16 protein-coding genes are annotated in these 16784 nt (G+C 68.6%); 12 read left to right on the top strand and 4 right to left on the bottom strand.

Features of this window, described 5'->3' with window-relative positions:
- The first annotated feature begins 9 nt into the window (after positions 1 to 9).
- Genes ispH through PMI02_RS21985 form a run of 4 tightly spaced genes read left to right on the top strand, consistent with a single transcriptional unit; the run spans position 10 to position 3552 of the window.
- On the top strand, positions 10 to 987 hold the full coding sequence (ispH, locus tag PMI02_RS22000) for a 4-hydroxy-3-methylbut-2-enyl diphosphate reductase (protein ID WP_007687122.1): 978 nt from the start codon (positions 10 to 12) through the stop codon (positions 985 to 987).
- Between the two features lie 5 nt (positions 988 to 992).
- Positions 993 to 1982 (top strand): homoserine kinase, encoded by a 990-nt coding sequence (thrB, locus tag PMI02_RS21995; RefSeq protein WP_007687121.1) that lies wholly within the window; start codon positions 993 to 995, stop codon positions 1980 to 1982.
- On the top strand, positions 1979 to 2413 hold the full coding sequence (rnhA, locus tag PMI02_RS21990; RefSeq protein ID WP_007687120.1) for a ribonuclease HI: 435 nt from the start codon (positions 1979 to 1981) through the stop codon (positions 2411 to 2413). The genes thrB and rnhA overlap by 4 nt, the downstream gene beginning before the upstream one ends.
- 32 nt (positions 2414 to 2445) lie before the next feature.
- Positions 2446 to 3552, top strand: coding sequence for an FUSC family protein (locus tag PMI02_RS21985; protein WP_007687119.1), 1107 nt, complete (start codon positions 2446 to 2448; stop codon positions 3550 to 3552).
- A 3-nt stretch (positions 3553 to 3555) separates the two neighbouring features.
- On the opposite strand, the gene PMI02_RS21980 is transcribed toward PMI02_RS21985, so the two are convergent.
- A complete protein-coding gene (locus tag PMI02_RS21980; protein WP_007687117.1) occupies positions 3556 to 4641 on the bottom strand; it encodes an FAD-binding oxidoreductase in 1086 nt (361 codons plus the stop codon).
- A 3-nt stretch (positions 4642 to 4644) separates the two neighbouring features.
- The gene (locus tag PMI02_RS21975) at positions 4645 to 5625 is read right to left on the bottom strand and encodes an alpha/beta fold hydrolase (RefSeq protein WP_007687114.1); all 981 of its coding nucleotides are present in this window, start codon (positions 5623 to 5625) and stop codon (positions 4645 to 4647) included.
- A gap of 77 nt (positions 5626 to 5702) precedes the next feature.
- On the opposite strand from PMI02_RS21975, the gene PMI02_RS21970 reads away from it, so the two are divergent.
- From PMI02_RS21970 to PMI02_RS21940, 7 genes are all read left to right on the top strand, one after another.
- Entirely contained in the window at positions 5703 to 6413 is a 711-nt protein-coding gene (locus tag PMI02_RS21970) for a prepilin peptidase (protein WP_007687113.1), read from the top strand.
- A gap of 69 nt (positions 6414 to 6482) precedes the next feature.
- On the top strand, positions 6483 to 7496 hold the full coding sequence (cpaB, locus tag PMI02_RS21965; RefSeq protein WP_036505004.1) for a Flp pilus assembly protein CpaB: 1014 nt from the start codon (positions 6483 to 6485) through the stop codon (positions 7494 to 7496).
- Positions 7496 to 9073 carry a type II and III secretion system protein family protein gene (locus tag PMI02_RS21960; RefSeq protein WP_007687109.1) on the top strand — a complete coding sequence of 526 codons (1578 nt, stop codon included), beginning with the start codon at positions 7496 to 7498 and terminating at the stop codon, positions 9071 to 9073. The genes cpaB and PMI02_RS21960 overlap by 1 nt, the downstream gene beginning before the upstream one ends.
- 5 nt (positions 9074 to 9078) lie before the next feature.
- A complete protein-coding gene (locus PMI02_RS21955; protein ID WP_007687107.1) occupies positions 9079 to 9747 on the top strand; it encodes a CpaD family pilus assembly protein in 669 nt (222 codons plus the stop codon).
- Between the two features lie 2 nt (positions 9748 to 9749).
- Positions 9750 to 11021 (top strand): pilus assembly protein CpaE, encoded by a 1272-nt coding sequence (locus PMI02_RS21950; RefSeq protein ID WP_007687105.1) that lies wholly within the window; start codon positions 9750 to 9752, stop codon positions 11019 to 11021.
- A 31-nt stretch (positions 11022 to 11052) separates the two neighbouring features.
- Positions 11053 to 12024 (top strand): type II secretion system F family protein, encoded by a 972-nt coding sequence (locus PMI02_RS21945; RefSeq protein WP_007687103.1) that lies wholly within the window; start codon positions 11053 to 11055, stop codon positions 12022 to 12024.
- Between the two features lie 19 nt (positions 12025 to 12043).
- Positions 12044 to 13060, top strand: a complete 1017-nt coding sequence (locus PMI02_RS21940) for a type II secretion system F family protein (RefSeq protein WP_007687100.1) — start codon at positions 12044 to 12046, stop codon at positions 13058 to 13060.
- Here PMI02_RS21940 and PMI02_RS21935 read toward each other — a convergent pair.
- Positions 13057 to 13587, bottom strand: coding sequence for a GNAT family N-acetyltransferase (locus PMI02_RS21935; protein ID WP_007687093.1), 531 nt, complete (start codon positions 13585 to 13587; stop codon positions 13057 to 13059). The two genes, PMI02_RS21940 and PMI02_RS21935, sit on opposite strands and share 4 nt — an antisense overlap.
- Entirely contained in the window at positions 13584 to 14756 is a 1173-nt protein-coding gene (locus PMI02_RS21930; RefSeq protein WP_007687091.1) for an aminotransferase, read from the bottom strand. The genes PMI02_RS21935 and PMI02_RS21930 overlap by 4 nt, the downstream gene beginning before the upstream one ends.
- Before the next feature lie 143 nt (positions 14757 to 14899).
- On the opposite strand from PMI02_RS21930, the gene PMI02_RS21925 reads away from it, so the two are divergent.
- Entirely contained in the window at positions 14900 to 16720 is a 1821-nt protein-coding gene (locus PMI02_RS21925) for a hydantoinase B/oxoprolinase family protein (protein ID WP_007687089.1), read from the top strand.
- The last annotated feature ends 64 nt before the right edge of the window (positions 16721 to 16784 follow it).

Raw genomic sequence — 16784 nt, 5'->3', positions numbered from 1 at the left:
GGGCCCATTATGAACGCGCCCTTTCAGTCCCCGTCGTCGTCTGCCGGTGCCCACCAGCCCCTGCGCCTCCTGATCGCCGCCCCGCGCGGCTTCTGCGCCGGGGTGGACCGGGCGATCGAGATCGTCGAGCGGGCGATCGAGATCTACGGTGCGCCCGTGTACGTGCGGCACGAGATCGTCCACAACAAGTTCGTGGTCGACAACCTCAAGGCCAAGGGCGCCGTCTTCGTCGAGGAACTGGACGAAGTGCCCGACGGCGTGCCGGTGATCTTCAGCGCCCACGGCGTCCCCAAGGCAGTACCGGAAGCGGCGACTTCGCGCGGGCTGGACTGGCTGGACGCAACCTGCCCGCTGGTGAGCAAGGTCCACCGCCAGGCCGAACGCCAGATCGAGGCCGGCCGCCACATCCTCTTCATCGGCCATGAGGGCCATCCCGAAGTGATCGGTACGCTGGGCCAGGTGCCCGAGGGCACGATCACCCTCGTCGAGACCGTCGCGGATGTCGCCGGACTCGAATTTTCGACTGAGACGGAACTGTCGTACCTCTCGCAGACGACGCTCTCGGTCGACGATACCGCCGCGATCATCAAGGCGATCGAGGCGCGCTTCCCGCAAGTCGTCGCGCCCAAGGCGGAGGATATCTGCTACGCCACCTCCAACCGCCAGGCCGCGGTCAAGCAGATCGCCCCGCAGTGCCAGCTGGTGCTCGTGATCGGCGCGCCCAACAGTTCCAATTCCGTGCGCCTCGTCGAAGTCGCCGAGCGCGAGGGATCAGCCGCGCAACTGATCCAGCGCGCCGATGAGATCGACCCCGCCTGGCTGGAGGGCATCGACGTGCTTGGCCTGACGGCGGGCGCCTCCGCGCCCGAGGAACTGGTCAACGAAGTCATCGCCCGGATCAAAGAACTGCGCCTGGTCGAAGCGGAAGAGATCGTGACCACCAAGGAACACATGACCTTCAAGCTGCCCCGCCAGCTGGTTCGCTGAAGCGCATGGCAGTCTACACAAGGCTCGGCGCCGAGGAGATGGCCGGGATCATCGCCGCCTTCGACGTGGGTACGCTGGTTTCGGCCAAGGGCATCGCGGAAGGCGTTTCGAACAGCAACTGGCTGATCGAGACGCAGGACAGCGATGCGAAAAGCCGCCGCTTCATCCTGACGATGTACGAGAGCCGGACCGAAATCGCGGACCTGCCCTTCTTCCTCGATCTGCTCGACCACCTCGCCGCCAAGGGCGCGCCGGTCCCGCGCACGATGCACGACTGCGAAGGCGCCAGCCACCGCCTGCACCAGACGCCGGAGGGCACCAAGGCTCTCGCGCTGATCGAGTTCCTGCCCGGCGTCTCGGTTTCCGAACCCACCCCCGCGCAGGCCCGCGCGGTGGGCGGCGCGCTGGCGCAGATTCACCTCGCTGCCGCCGACTTCCCCTCGTCGCGCCCGAACACGCTGGCGCTGCCCGACTGGCAGAAGCTGCTGAACGACTGCGGGCGCGAGGGCCTCGAATCGATCCACCCGGAACTCGGCCGCATCGTCGAGCGCGAACTCGCGCTGCTGGCCGCGCGCTGGCCCTCCGACCTGCCGCGCGGCGTGATCCATGCGGACCTGTTCCCCGACAACGTGCTGATGCTGGGCGACGCTGTCACAGGACTCATCGATTTCTACTTCGCCTGCACCGACCTGTTCGCATACGACGTTGCCGTGACACACGCAGCCTGGTGCTTCAGTCCCGACGGTGCCCGCTTCCTGCCGGCGCTCTCCGACGCCCTCGCCGAAGGCTACACCGCCGTGCGCCCGCTGAGCACGGCCGAACATGCCGCGTTGCCGCTGCTGGCGCGCGGCGCGGCGGTACGCTTCCTCGCCACCCGCGCCTACGACTGGCTGAACACCCCTGCCGACGCGCTGGTGACGCCCAAGGACCCGATGGCCTTCGCGCGGCGCCTCGAATTCTATGCCGATCCGGCCAACGCAGGGATTTTCGCATGAAACAGGTCGATGTCTTCACCGACGGCGCCTGCAAGGGCAATCCCGGCCCTGGCGGCTGGGGCGTGCTGCTGCGCATGGGAAGCCACGAGAAGGAAATGTCCGGCGGCGAGCCCGACACCACCAACAATCGCATGGAAATGACCGCCGCGATTCGCGCGCTCAATGCGCTGATCGAGCCGTGCGACGTGACGCTCCATACCGACAGCAAGTACGTGATCGACGGGATCACCAAGTGGGTCCACGGTTGGAAGAAGAAGGGCTGGATCAACGCCAGCAAGCAGCCGGTGCGCAATGCCGACCTCTGGCACGACCTGATCGAGGCTTCGGGCCGTCACAAGGTCCGCTGGGAATGGGTGCGCGGCCATAGCGGCCACGTCGAGAACGAGCGCGTCGACAAGCTGGCCAGCGACGCCGCGAAGGCGGCGGCTTAAATCATACTCCACTCTCCGTTCGGAGGGAGTCCTTGCTCCAGTCCATCAAGACCGACCTGACCGCCCAGCTACGCGCGCTCATCACCCCGGGCCCGCGCATGGCGGACGAGTGGGCATGCGTTGCCTCGGTCATGCTGGCGATCGTGCTCGCCCATGCGATCGGCGCCGACATGGTGTCGTGGGCGGCCTTCACCGCCTTCGTCCTGCTCAAGAGCGACGTTTCCGAAACCCTGCTGCGCGGGGTACTGCGGATCGTGGGCACCATCGCCGGGTCGGGGCTGGCGCTGGCCGTGGTACCCTACGCCGCGCGCTCGCTGCCGCTGGCGATGATTGCGGCCGCACTGGTCGGTGCGGTGGGGCTCTACGGGATGCTGACGGCGAGGCGGGCCTATGCCTGGCTGCTGTTCGGGCTCACCTTCGAGATGATCCTGCTGGACAAGATCGACCGGCCGGACCTCGACACCATCGGCTTCGCGCAGACGCGGCTGCTGGAGGTGGTCGCCGGGACAGTGGCCTGCACGGTCGTCAGCCTCATCGCCGGAGCGCTGGCCGGCAAGCGCTGGTGGGCCAACCGCAAACCCGCGCCCGAGCGGATGCGCTGGCATCCCCACGCCGCGCGCCACGCCGCTCAGGCGGGCCTCGCCATCGCGCTCCTGCCGGTGCTCCATGCCCTGTTCGACCTGCCGGAACTGCCGCAGGCGGCGGTGACGATCATGGCGGTGATGATCGTGCCGGTCGCAGGGATAGGCGCCAGCGGCTTCGTGCCCGTCTCGCGGCGGCTGCTACACCGGGCGCTGGGCTGCATCGCCGGCGGCGCGCTGGCGCTTGCCGTGCTGCTGCTGGCGCAGGGGAGCGCGCCGGTGCTCATCATCGGGACCTGCATCGGTATCGTCATCGGTCGCCATATCGAGAACGGGCTTCCTGGCGTGACCTACGTCGGCCTTCAGTTCACGCTCGCCGTGCTGGTGGTGCTGGTGCCCGACAGCTACGCCGACGCGCGCATCGGCCCCGCCATCCAGCGCCTCGTCAGCGTCTTCGTGGGCATGGCCGTGTTGGAGCCGGTGCTGCTCGGCTGGCACCTCTTCGCGCCGCGCCGCAAGGCCGGTTCCGCCGCAGCGGATGGCCCCGGCGGGGAATGAGCGTCAGCGCAAGCGCCCGGGCCCGAACGGCTCGGGATCGACCGCTCCCGGCCCCTCGCCCATAAGCAGGCGGGCCGCGAGGTCGGCGGCGGCAGGGGCGGTCTGGATACCGAAGCCACCCTGCCCCGCGAACCAGAAGAAACCGGAGTCCCGGGGTGCGAATCCGTACACCGGCAGCCGGTCGGGCGCGAACGAGCGCAGGCCCGCCCAGCGATGCTCGACCCGGGTGACCGGCCAGTCGACCACCTGTTCGAAGCGGTCCACCGCCAGCGCCACGTCGATTTCCTCGGCCGCTGCGTCGCAAGGGCTGCTGGGCGTCTCGTCGTGCGGGCTGAGCCAGAGGCGTCCGCTTTCGGGCTTGAAGTAGAAGGTCTCGGCCACGTCGAGCACCAGCGGCAGATCATCCGGCACCGGCACCGCGACGCCAAGCTGCGCGATGGTGCGGCGGTAGGGCGCGATGCCGAGCGGATCGACGCCCGCCATCCGCGCGACCGGATCCGCCCATGCCCCAGCAGCGTTGACGAGCACCCCCGCAGACACGCGCCGCCCGTCCGCCAGCGCCAGCGTCCAGCCTGAGGCGGAGCGCTCGGCGGCAGCCAGCTCGGCGCGGCACCACAACTGCGCGCCCTCACGCTGCGCCTGCGCGAGGTAGTGCTGGTGGAGCGCCGCCACGTCGATGTCGCAGGTGCTTGGCTCCAGCGCGGCACTGGTCCACCCCTCGCGCAGGCCCGGCACCCGCGCCTCGATTGCGGCGCGGTTCAGCACCTCGATCTCGACGCCGGCGGCGGTGTAGCGCGCGGCGAAGGCTTCGACATCGCGCTCGTGCCCGGCGCGGCCCAGCGTCAGCGCACCGCGCGGCGTGAGTACGCCAAGGTCTCTCAGGATCGGCCCAGAGGCGGTCGTCAGCGGCTGCACGCCCGGCCCGCCGTAGCTTTCGGTCCAGAACGCGGCGGAGCGCCCGGTGGCGTGATAGCCCGGCATCTCCTCGGCCTCGAGCATCAGCACGCTCGCCCGCGCCCCGGTCGCGGCGGCGAGCGACGCTCCGGCCATGCCGGCGCCGACGATGACAATATCGAACGCTGCGTCCATCGCTCAGCCCCTCGCGGGGGCGTGCGAATCGAGAAAGTCCCCGATGACGGCCAGCGCGCGGCCGCGGACCGGATCGACCTCGCGGAGGATCTCGTGACGGCACTCGGGCCCGAAGGTCACCAGTTCGCCCTGCGGCAAACGCCCGGCAGCGCGGCGAATCGCGGGCCACGAGACAAGGCCGTCGATGCTGGTGCCCAGCAGCAGCGTCGGTACGTCGACCGCTTCCAGCACGCCGCGCCGTTCCAGTCCGCGAATCGAGGCAAGCGCGCGTTCGATCCAGCCCCAGCTTGCAGCGCCCATGCCGATCTCGGGCCTTTGCTCGCGCCACCACTGCTCGTCGTCGTAGCGACCTTCGTCGTGGGTGAGCAGCAGGCTGCGTGCGCGGGCCATGGAGCCAGGCTTCTCGCCGCCCTTCCACGCCGGTCGGGCCGGATCGCCCAGTGCCCGGATGGCGCGGCTCACGGGGTGCAGGACGCTCGCCGGGATCCATGTCGGATGGATGCCGAGCATCGGCGCCGAAAGCACCAGCGAGTCGGGTCGCACCGCGCCCTCCGCCACGGCGCGCAGGACGATCTGGCCTCCCATCGAATGGGCGACGGCGACGTGCGGACCGGGCGTACTCGCGTACCAGTCGGCGAACAGCGCGGCATAGTCGGCCACCCAGACCGCGAAGTCGGAGACGTGCCCAGTGGTCGCGTCATGCCCGAGCCGCCCCGAACCGGCCTGCCCGCGCCAGTCGGCAGAGGTGACCTGCCAGCCTTCGCGGTGCCAGCCGTCCAGCGTTTCCAGCCATTTCTCGTAGGCGTCGCCGCGGCCGGGCATGAACAGGATCGAGCCGCGCGGCCCCGCCGCCCAATCGATCCGGCGCAGCAGGTGGCCGTCAGGCAGTGCCCAGCGCGGTTCGGTCGCCTCAGGCGGGATCACGCGCCGGGCGGGGGAGCAGCCGGGGGCATTCGGGTCTTGGATCGCGGGAGAAATCGTCACTGCGCAGGCCAGGTGCCTTGGTTACTATTTGGTAGTGGTGCACGATGTAGATGCCTGTCCATCAATGGGACAAACCTATGTCGGGCGCGTATTTTTCCTATGCTCTGCTGGCGGTCTTGGCAACGGCGCTGCTCATCGCGGCGGTGACCGACCTGCGCCGCCGCGAAATCAACAACTGGCTCACCGCCTCCATCGCCCTTGCCGCGCCGCTGTGGTGGCTGGCGATGGGCATGGGACCGATGGCCATCGCGTTCCAGCTGGCGCTGGCGGCGGTGACCTTCGTGGTCGCCTGCCTGCTGTTCGCGACTGGGCAGATGGGCGGCGGCGACGTCAAGCTGCTGGGCGCGCTGGCGCTGTGGTTCACGCCCTCGAGCTTCCTGGACCTCGTCGTGCTGATGGCGCTGCTGGGCGGCGGCGGTTCGATCGCGATGGCGGCGCTCAACATGCAGCGCGTGCCCGGAGAGGCGCTGCGCGACGTGCTGGCGGGTTTGGTCGCGCTGGCCTGGGTGTGGGGCGCCTCCGCCATCGTCTTCGCCGTCGCAACCGGCCGCCCGGTACTCGAGAAGGCGACCGTGCAGGCGCTGGCCGACCATCTGCCCAGTCCCTGGGCGCTCGGTCTCGGCGCGGTGGTCGTTATCGCGATCCTGATGCTCGGCATGCGCCATATCATGCGCCGCCAGAAGTCGCGCCTCGAGGTTCCCTACGGCATCGCCATCTCGGCCGCGGGGCTCTGGATCATTGGCGAACAGACTATCATGGCAGCCCGTATGGCCGCGCAAACGGGGTGAACCCGTTCTTAACCAATTTGCCCGATAAGATGCTCTGGATCGGGGATTTTTCGAGGGTTTCACGTAGCCATGGATAGGAAGAAAGTGCTGCTGCTCGCGGCGGCGCTGCTCATCGCGGCATTCACCGCGTTCGCCGCAAGGTCGATGTTCGCAGGCGGCGCCATGCCGCAGGCCGAGGCCGTGCAGGCGCAGAACACGGGGCCCAAGGTCCTCGTGGCGCAGCGCGCGCTTCCGGTGGGCACGATCATCACCGCCGACGCGGTCTCCTTCCAGGGCTGGCCGGGCGAACTGGTGAAGGACGCCTATTACATCGAGGGCGAGGCCGACATGACCAAGCTCCTCGGCACCGTCGTGCGCTTCCCGATCACCGCCGGCCAGCCGCTGACCCAGGGCTCGCTCGTCGCACCGGGCGATCGCGGTTTCCTCGCCGCCGCCCTGGCCCCCGGCATGCGCGCCATCACCATCCCGGTCTCGGCCAAGACCGGCGTCGGCGGCTTCGTCTTCCCGGGCGACCGCGTGGACCTCATGCTCACGCAGGACGTCAAGGGCGAAGGCTCGGGCGATTCGCTGCGCACCGCCGAGACGATCCTGCGCAACTTGCGCGTGCTCGCCACCGACCAGGCTACCGACAGCGAAGTCGTCGACGGCAAGACCGTGGTCCACGCCTTCCGCACCGTCACGCTCGAAGTCACGCCCCGCATCGCCGAGAAGGTCGCCGTCGCACAGGAGATCGGCGAGATCAGCCTGTCGCTGCGCGCCATCGCCGACAACCAGGGCGAATTCGAGCGCATCCTCGCCAGCGGCGACGTCAAGGTGCCCGAGGGCGCGACGCGCGAACAGGAGGAATCGCTGATGAAGCAGGCGATGGCCCGCCCGATCGACGGTGCCACCACTTACGTGACCGGCGGCGACGTCTCGCGCTTCCAGCGCTCCAACATGCCCACGGCGGCGCCCGCTCCCGCAGTCGCGGCCGGCCCCGCCCCGCAGGGCGGTCCGGTGAACGCCGCCCCCGTGCGGACCGGCCCCGTGGTGCGCGTCACACGCGGCAAGGAAACGACCGAAGAACCGGTGGGCACCAAGTGATGGTCACCCGCGACACCCAGCGTTCAAACGCCTTTGAGGGCATCCCCATGAAGTCCAGCATTCTCAAGACCATGCTGACTGCCGCCTGCGCGATCGCCCCAATGGTCGCTGCGGCCGCCCCGGCCGCCGCGCAGTCGATCGCCAAGCCCGCGCAGGATATCGAGCTGTCGATCGGCAACGGTCAGCTGGTGACGTTGACCGGGCCGATGGCAGACCTCTTTGTCGCCAACGATTCGGTTGCCGACGTCCAGGTGAAGTCCGCGCGCCAGCTCTACGTGTTCGGCAAGGCCGGCGGCACCACCACCGTCTATGCCAGCAACGCGGCGGGAGCGGTGGTGTGGTCCGGCACGGTCCGCGTCGGCTCCAACCTCGACAGCGTCGATGCGATGCTGCGCCTGGCGATGCCCGAGGCCAAGATCGCCGTCTCGACGATGGGCTCCAGCACTTTCCTGCTGACCGGCACCGTCCGCTCGCCCGAAGACGCCGCCGAAGCCGAACGCCTCGTCCAGGCCTATTCCGGCAAGGACGCCAACATCATCAGCCGCCTGCGCATGGCGACCCCGATGCAGGTCAACCTGCAGGTCCGCATCGCCGAGGTCAGCCGCTCGCTGGTCAAGTCGCTGAGCGTCAACATCGCCAGCTACGACCCGACCTCGGGCGCCAAGTTCGTGATCGGCCAGGGCTCGGGCAAGTTCCCGCAGTACTATCCCGGCGGCCCGCTCGGCATCGGCAACAACTGGGACGAAGGCGTCACCGCGGTCGCGCCCAGCAGCACCGGCACGACGCTGGGACTGACCGGCAAGGTTCTCGGGCTCGACCTGCTCGGCTCGCTCGACGCGGGCGAGACGGTCGGCCTCGTCACCACGCTGGCCCAGCCCAACCTGACCGCCCTGTCCGGTGAGACGGCCGACTTCCTCGCCGGCGGCGAATACCCGATCCCGATCAGCCAGGGTCTTGGCGCCACCTCGATCGAGTTCAAGCGCTACGGCGTCAGCCTGAGCTATACGCCCACCGTGCTCGCCAACGGCCGCATCTCGATGCGGGTGCGTCCGGAAGTCTCCGAACTGTCGAGCCAGGGCGCCGTCACGCTCAACGGCTACGAGGTCCCGGCGCTGAGCATCCGCCGCACCGAGACGACCATCGAGCTGGGTTCCGGCCAGAGCTTCATGATCGCCGGCCTGCTGAGCAACAACACCGCCAACACCATCCAGAAGATGCCCGGCGCCGGCGACTTGCCGATCCTGGGCTCACTGTTCCGCTCGACCAGCTACCGGCGCGGCGAGACCGAACTGGTCATCATCGTGACGCCGTACCTCGTGAACCCGGTCAACGGCTCGCAGATCGCGCTGCCCACGGACGGCTTCAACTCGCCCAACGAGCTGCAGCGCCTGCTGGGCAACATGGACAGCGACAGCAACAGCGGCGCCAAGCGCCCCGGGCCGACGCAAGCGCTCACCGGCGCGGCCGGACCCGGCATCGGCGCGGCCGAGGCGCCCGCCGTTCCCGCAGCGAACGACAAGCCGGCCAAGCGCGCCGCGGCGAACGACGCCCCCCGTCCCGGCTTCAGCCTGAAGTGAGAAAGATGACCACCATGCGCAGCGCCCTCGCTTCCGCCAACCGCACCGCCGCCTGGGGCCTGACCCTCGCGCTGGGCATCGCTCTCGCCGGCTGCGGCGGCATCCCGTCCAACCGCTCGATGTATTCGGTCCACCAGCCGGTGGTCGAACGCACCAACTACACCCTCGACGTCAACACCGGCGGAACCGGCCTCGCCTACGGCGAACAGGCCCGCCTCGCCGACTGGTTCGACGCCATGGGCCTGAAGTACGGCGACCGCGTCACCATCGACGATCCCAGCGGCAGCCCGGCGACGCGCAGCATGGTCGAGGCGATCGCCTCGCGCCACGGTATCCTGCTTGGCGACCAGCCGGCCCCGCAGACCGCCGGCTACGTGACGGCGGGCACTGCCCGCGTGATCGTCACTCGGTCCAAAGCCTCGGTGCCGAGTTGCCCGGACTGGTCGGCCAAGAGCGATTTCAACCCGACCAACGGCCTGTCGAGCAACTACGGCTGCGCCACCAACACCAATCTCGCCGCCATGATCGCCGACCCGGAAGACCTCGTCCGGGGCGCCGAAGATTCCGGCGTCACGTCGGCCACGACTGCGAGCAAGGCGATCAGCGCCTATCGGACCGCACCGCCCACCGGTGCCGGCAACACGGTCGCCGAAAGCGGCAGCAAGGGGAACTGACGATGAACGCACCCTGGAAATCGGGCGGTCCGGCATCGCGTGACCAGTTCGCGGCCTTCCTGTGCGACGACGCCTCGCTCGACGTGGTGCGTTCGCTCGCGATGGATCTGGGCTGGCAATCGGAGAAGTGCAGCAAGGGCGGCCTGCGCAGCGGCGTCCAGGCGCTCTCCATCACCGCGAGCCCCAACATCCTGATGGTGGACCTGTCCGAAAGCGGCGATCCGCTGAGCGACATCAACGCGCTTGCCGAAGTGTGCGAGCCCGGCACCGTCGTCATAGCCGTGGGCCAGGTCAACGACGTGCGCCTCTACCGCGACCTCATCGCCAGCGGCATCCACGACTACCTGCTGAAACCCCTGTCGCCTTCGCAGGTGCGCGATTCGCTCTCACAGGCCCAGGCCGTCTTCGCCGCGCCGCGCGTCCATGACGCCGCCGCCGCGCAGGCACATGTCGCGACCGCGGTCATCGGCACGCGCGGCGGTGTCGGCGCCTCGACGCTGGCGACCTCGCTCGCCTGGCTGTTCAGCACCGACCACAAGCTGCCGACCGCGCTGCTCGACCTCGACATCCACTTCGGCACCGGCGCGCTGTGTCTCGACCTCGAGCCTGGCCGGGGCCTCACCGACGCGATCGAGAACCCCAGCCGCATCGACGGCCTGTTCATCGAGCGCGCCATGATCCGCGCGAACGACAACCTCGCGATCCTTTCCGCCGAAGCGCCGATCAACGCGCCGCTGATGACCGACGGCTCGGCCTTCGTGCAGCTCGAGGAGGAGTTCCGCGCCGCGTTCGAAACCACCGTGATCGACATGCCGCGCAACATGCTGATCAACTTCCCGCAGCTCGTCGCCAACGTGAACGTCGTGGTGCTGGTTACCGAGATGACGCTGGCTTCCGCGCGCGATACGATCCGCATGCTTTCGTGGTTCAAGGCCAACGCGCCCCAGACCCAGGTGCTCGTGGTCGCCAACAAGGTCCAGCCCGCGCTCGCCGAGATCAGCAAGGCCGACTTCGAAGCCTCGATCGAATCCAAGCTGGACTTCGTCATCCCCTACGACCTCAAGGCCGCCTCGATGGCCGCGAAGCTGGGCCAGACCTTCGCCGACGCCAACCGCGCCACCAAGGCGGCCGCGGTGATGCGCGACCTGGCGAACATGATCGCCGATTCGGGCGACGACCGGGTCGTCACGGCCCCCAAGGCGTCGCTGCTCGGCAAGATCGACTTCAAGGCGATGATGCCCAAGGCGAAGAAGAAGGCCCCGGCGGCGCAGTGATGCGCGCGCTTCGTAAAGGCACGGCCAGGCGATGAACTTTCTCCAGCTGATCATGGTGGCGTGCGGCCTCGGCGGCGTGTTCCTGCTGCTCTGGGCAGCGCTGTCCGGCCCCTCGCCCAGCAAGGAATCGACGCGCCGCCTCAAGACGGTGCGCTTCCGCCATTCGTCGAACAGCAGCGACCGCCTGGAGGCGCAGATGCGCCGCGCGGTTGCCGCCCGCAAGCCGCGCACGCACCAGATCGCCGGCTCCGGCTCACGGGCCGAGGCGCTGTCGCTGCGCCTGCACCGCTCCGGCCTGCCCTGGTCGATGAATCAGTACATCTACGGCTCGCTCGGCCTCGGAACGGTGATCTTCCTGCTCGTGCTACTCAAGACCGGCGCGCTGTTCCTGGGCCTCGCCTTCGGCGCCTTCGTCGGCGCGGGACTGCCGCATCTTGTGGTCAACCACTTCGTCAAGAAACGTACCAACGCCTTCACCGCCAAGTTCGCCGACGCCATGGATCTGCTCGTGCGTGGCCTTCGCTCGGGCCTGCCGGTGTCCGAGACGCTGACTGTCATCTCGCAGGAAATTCCCGGCCCCGTCGGCGAGGAGTTCAAGCTCGTCACCGACCGCATGAAGGTGGGCAAGACTATGGAGGACGCGCTCCAAGAAACCGCAGAACGCCTCGGCATCCCCGAGTTCAACTTCTTCTGCATCACCCTTGCCATCCAGCGCGAGACCGGCGGCAACCTGGCCGAGACGCTGGCGAACCTGTCCGACGTGCTGCGCAAGCGCGCGCAGATGAAGCTCAAGATCCGCGCGATGAGCTCGGAATCGAAGGCCTCGGCCTACATCGTCGGCTCGCTGCCGTTCATCGTCACCGTCATGATCTACTGGGTGAATCCCAAGTACATCGGCGAATTCCTCGTCGACGAGCGGCTGATGGTCGCGGGCATCGGCGGCGCGGTGTGGATGGGCATCGGCGCCTTCATCATGGCCAAGATGGTCAGCTTCGAGATCTGATCCAGGGACTACGACGAACATGCTCGACCAACCCGCCGGCCCGACGATCCTGGGCTTCGACGTCACGCTGATCGGCACGCTGCTGTCCATGGTGGCGGCCGCCGCCGTGCTCCTGGCGATCTATTCGGCGATCACCATCCGCGATCCGATGGCCAAGCGCGTGAAGGCGCTCAACGAACGCCGCGACGCTCTCAAGGCGGGGCTCGTCACCACCGCCCGCAAGCGCCAGAGCCTGGTGCGCCGCAACGACACGACCGACCGCATGGGCGCGTTCCTAGGCGGCGCCAAGATGCTGCAGGACAGCCAGATCAAGGTCATCCAGCAGAAGCTGGCGCAGGCCGGCATCCGCAACAAGGAATGGGCCGTCGCCGTCGTCTTCGCGCGCCTCGTCGCGCCGATCGTGCTGGGCGCGCTAGGTGCGACCGTGATCTACTGGATCGACTACTTCCCCGACTGGAGCACCTTCAAGAAGTTCATGGCTTTCGCGGCCATGGTGCTGGCGGGCTACAAGGGCCCGGACGTCTTCATCCAGAACCTCGTGACCAAGCGCACCGACGCCATCCGCAAGGGCCTGCCCGACGCGCTCGACCTGCTGGTGATCTGCGCCGAGGCCGGCCTCACCGTCGACGCCGCGTTCGAGCGCGTGTCGCGCGAACTGGGCCGCGCCTATCCGGAACTCGGCGACGAGTTCTCGATGACCTCGATCGAGCTGTCGTTCCTCCACGAGCGCCGCCAGGCGTTCGAGAACCTTGCCTACCGCGTCAACCTCGACGCGGTGAAGGGCGTGGTCACGACGATGGTCCAGACCGAGCGATACGGCACTCCGCTCGCCTCGGCGCTGCGCGTGCTCTCGGCCGAATTTCGCAACGAGCGCATGATGCGCGCCGAGGAAAAGGCCGCGCGCCTGCCCGCGATCATGACCGTGCCGTTGATCCTGTTCATCCTGCCGACGCTGTTCGTGGTCATCCTCGGACCCGCAGGCTGCTCGATCGCCGACGCCTTCTCCGGCGGCGACCCACACGCCCCGAAGGGCTAGGACGCAGGGGCGCCGTTCGCGGCGCCCCTGAGCTTGCGCATCATGTAGGTGGAATCGCCGCCATAGCTTTCCAGCTTGCGGCGCATCGCCTCGTCGCCGCTGACCGGCTCGAACCCCATGCCGCGCCAGAAGGCGAGCGAATCGTTTACCGAGACCAGCGCGATCCTTTCCGCACCCGCCGCCCTCAGTTCCGCTGCCAGCCGCTCGACGATGGGGCGGGCATGGCCCTGCCCGCGCACGTGGGGGTGGAAAGCGAGGTCGTGAAGGTAGAACTCCGCCCGCGTCTCAGGCAGCCCGCCGAGCAGGCTGTTGAGCGGCGGCACCGATCCCAGCGCCCAGGGATAGGCGATCAAGTAGCCTTTCACCTCCTCGTCCGAGGCAAGCACGAAGCACCCTTGCGGGAACAAGGCGAGCCGCTCCTCGAAGCATTCGCGCGCCTCGAAGTGATCGGGGAAAGCCACGCGGGCGACGTCGACGACACCGTCGATGTCCGCAGGCCGCATCGGCCGCCATGCGAAACCGCTCACAGCCCCGCCCTCCATGCCGACAGCCGCGCCGCCGCCTCGTCGAGCACGGCGTCCGGCTTGGTGAAGCACAGGCGCACGATGTGAACGGGCGCACTCTCGCCTTCGTAGAGCGCGCTGACCGGCACCGTCGCCACGCCCGCTTCGGCCACCGCACGCTCGGAGAACACCCGATCGGTGAGCGCCACGCCCGAGGCGGCAAGGTCGATGCACAGGAACCACGTCGCCGCGTTGGGCAGGACCACGAAGCCCGCGCTCTCCAGCCCCGACTTGAGCCTTTCGCGCGATGCCGCCCAGCCCTCGCGTTGATCGGCGAGCACCGCTTCGGGTAACTCCAGTCCCTCGGCCACCGCCCATTGCAGCGGCGCCGCGCTGGCGAAGGTCAGGAACTGGTGCGCCCGCGCGATTGCAGTGCCGAGTTCCCCCGCTGCGATCATCCATCCGATCTTCCAGCCGGTGAGCCCGAAGATCTTGCCCGCCGAGCCGATCTTCACCGCCCGCTCCTCCATCCCCGGGAAACTCATCAGCGAGCGGTGGGGGATGCCGTCGAAACGCACGTCCTCCCACACCTCGTCGCAGATGGCTATGAGGTCGTGCTCCGTGCAGGCGCGGGCTATCATCTCGAGTTCGCCGTGGCTGGCGACGGTGCCCGCGGGATTGAGCGGATCGTTGAGCATCAGAACCCGCGTGCGGGGCGTGATCGCCGCCGCCAGCGCCTCGGCGTCATACCGAAATTCCGGCGGCGCCAACGGGATCGAGACCGGCACGCCGCCCGCCCGCCGCACCATCGGCGCATAGGCATCGTAGGCGGGCTGGAACAGGATCACCTCGTCGCCCGGCTTCACGAAGGCGAGCACGGCGGCCGCAATCGCCTCGGTCGCGCCCGACGTCACTGTCACCTGCTCCGCCGACAGCGCCGAGCCCTGCCGCCGCGCATAGTAGCCGCAGATCGCCTCGCGCAGTTCGATGAGGCCTGCGCCGGGCGGGTACTGGTTCGACTTTTCGCGCAAGGCTCGCGCCGCCGCCTCGATCAGCGGCTCCGGCACCGGTCCGTCGGGAAATCCCTGCCCTAGGTTGATCGCGCCATGCTCGCGCGCGAGCGCAGACATGCGGTCGAACACGGTGCGCTCCATCTGCGCATAGACCGGGTGGATACGGCCGTCTGTCTTCATCGCGGTGCTGCTCCGATGGCGCGCGTGGGCATGGCGGGATAGCGCGGACTTTCGCAATTTGCACGCCGACCCGCGCGGCCTGTCGAGAACGGGCATGCGCATCGACCTATCCCGAAAACAACGGGCAAGAGGAAGTGCGAAAGATGTCCTACGAGTTGAACCGCAAGCTGGCTGCCGCGCGCGGCCCCTTGCCGACCACGGCGAGCATCGACCCGGTCACCGCCGACATCATCCGCGGCGCCTTCGAGACCGTCTGCTTCGAGAGCGCGACGTACCTCGGCCGCGCCGCAAGCTCGCCGATCATCAACCAGTCGAACGAACGCAACGCCGCCATCGTCGACGCGCACGGGCGCCTAGCCATGGGCGCGGTCGGCACGCCGCACCTCACCTTCGTCAATCAGATGGAGACGCGCTGGGGGCTGATGAACCAGGATCGCTACGACTGGGGCCCCGGCGACGTCTTCCTCGCCAACGACCCCGACCACGGCGGCGGCCACCTGCCCGACTACTGCGTCTACGGCCCGGTCTACGACGAGGCGGGCGAGCTGATCTGCATCCAGACGCTGCAGGCGCACCAGGGCGACACCGGCGGCAAGGACCCCGGCGGCTTCTCGCTCGACGCGACCGACGTGTTCACCGAAGGCGTGATCTACCCTTGCCTCAAGCTCGTCCACCGGGGGGAACTGCGCCGCGACGTGTTCGACACGGTGGTGCGCAACAACCGCTTCGCGACCTTTGCGGGCGACATCGCGGCCATGATCGGCGGCGTGCAATACGCCGTCAGGATGCTCGACGAACTGATCGCCAGGTGGGGCTCGGGCGTCATCAAGGCCGCCATCAACCAGTCGATCGAGCACACCGAGAAGCGCGTGCGCGAGGAAGTGGCGCGCTGGCCGGACGGGTCCTACGAAGCCACCGTCTTCATCGACCACGACACCGCCGGCACCAAGGACGTCAAGGTCCACGTCACCTGCACCATCGCCGGGGACCAGCTGACCGTGGACCTCACCGGCACCGACGACCGGCCCGAACTGGTCGGCGTGTGGAACACTTTCGCCAACACCCGCAGCTACGTGATGTGCCAGGTGGTCGCGGCGATGGACCCGACGATCGTCAAGAACGAGGGCTATTTCAACGCGATAGAGATCGTGGTGCCCGAAGGCTGCATCGCCCAGCCGCCGCCGAACAAGCCCGCCGCGCTGGGATCGTTCCACCCGGCCTGCGAGATCACCGAGGCGGTCTGCATCGCCCTGTCCAACGTCGCGCCCGAACGCTCGCAGCCACAGCTCTACAAGATCGGCATGCCCAACATGGTGGTCGGCTTCGACGACAACGGCATGATGTGGATGGACCAGGGGGTCGACTGCCGCTCGATGGACGTCTCGGCGGTCGAGGGGCTGGACGGCTGGGGATCGTGCCCCTCTGCGCTCGGCAGCCTGATCCTGTCCGAGGCGGAGGACGCGGAGAGCCGCTTCCCGATCCTCAACATCAGCCGCGAGATGACCACCGACGGCGGCGGCGCGGGCCAGTGGCGCGGCGCGCCGGGCTCGCTCAACGTCAAGCAGGTGCTGAAACCTACCTCGGCGATGGCGTGGATGGTCTCCGCCGAGCACCCCTTGCGCGGCATGTGCGGCGGCGACGACGCCATCCCCTACACCAACCACTTCGAGGTCGGCTCCGACAACGAGCGCAAGATCGCCCACACGGCGCAGGACCTGCTGCCACAGGGCGCGGTGATCGCCTACCAGCACGGCGGCGGCGGCGGCTTCGGCCTGCCGCTCCTGCGCGATCCCGAAGCGGTGAAGGAGGACGTGCTCGACGAATACGTCAGCGTGGCGGCGGCGCGGGCGAAGTACGGCGTGGTGCTGACCGGCAGCCTCGACGACTACACGCTCGGGGTTGACCATGCGGCGACCGAGGCGCTGCGGGCGGAGATGTCGGGCTTGGCTGAGGCGGCGGAATAAGCGCGAAAAACGGATCACCGTCATCCCGGCGCAGTCCGGGACCCAGCGAACAGATAATGCCGCG

The organism is Novosphingobium sp. AP12 (assembly GCF_000281975.1).
In the GTDB taxonomy this organism is placed as follows: Bacteria; Pseudomonadota; Alphaproteobacteria; order Sphingomonadales; family Sphingomonadaceae; genus Novosphingobium.
The sequence above is the reverse complement of the archived record's forward strand: the minus strand, read 5'-3'. Positions and strand labels throughout refer to the sequence as shown.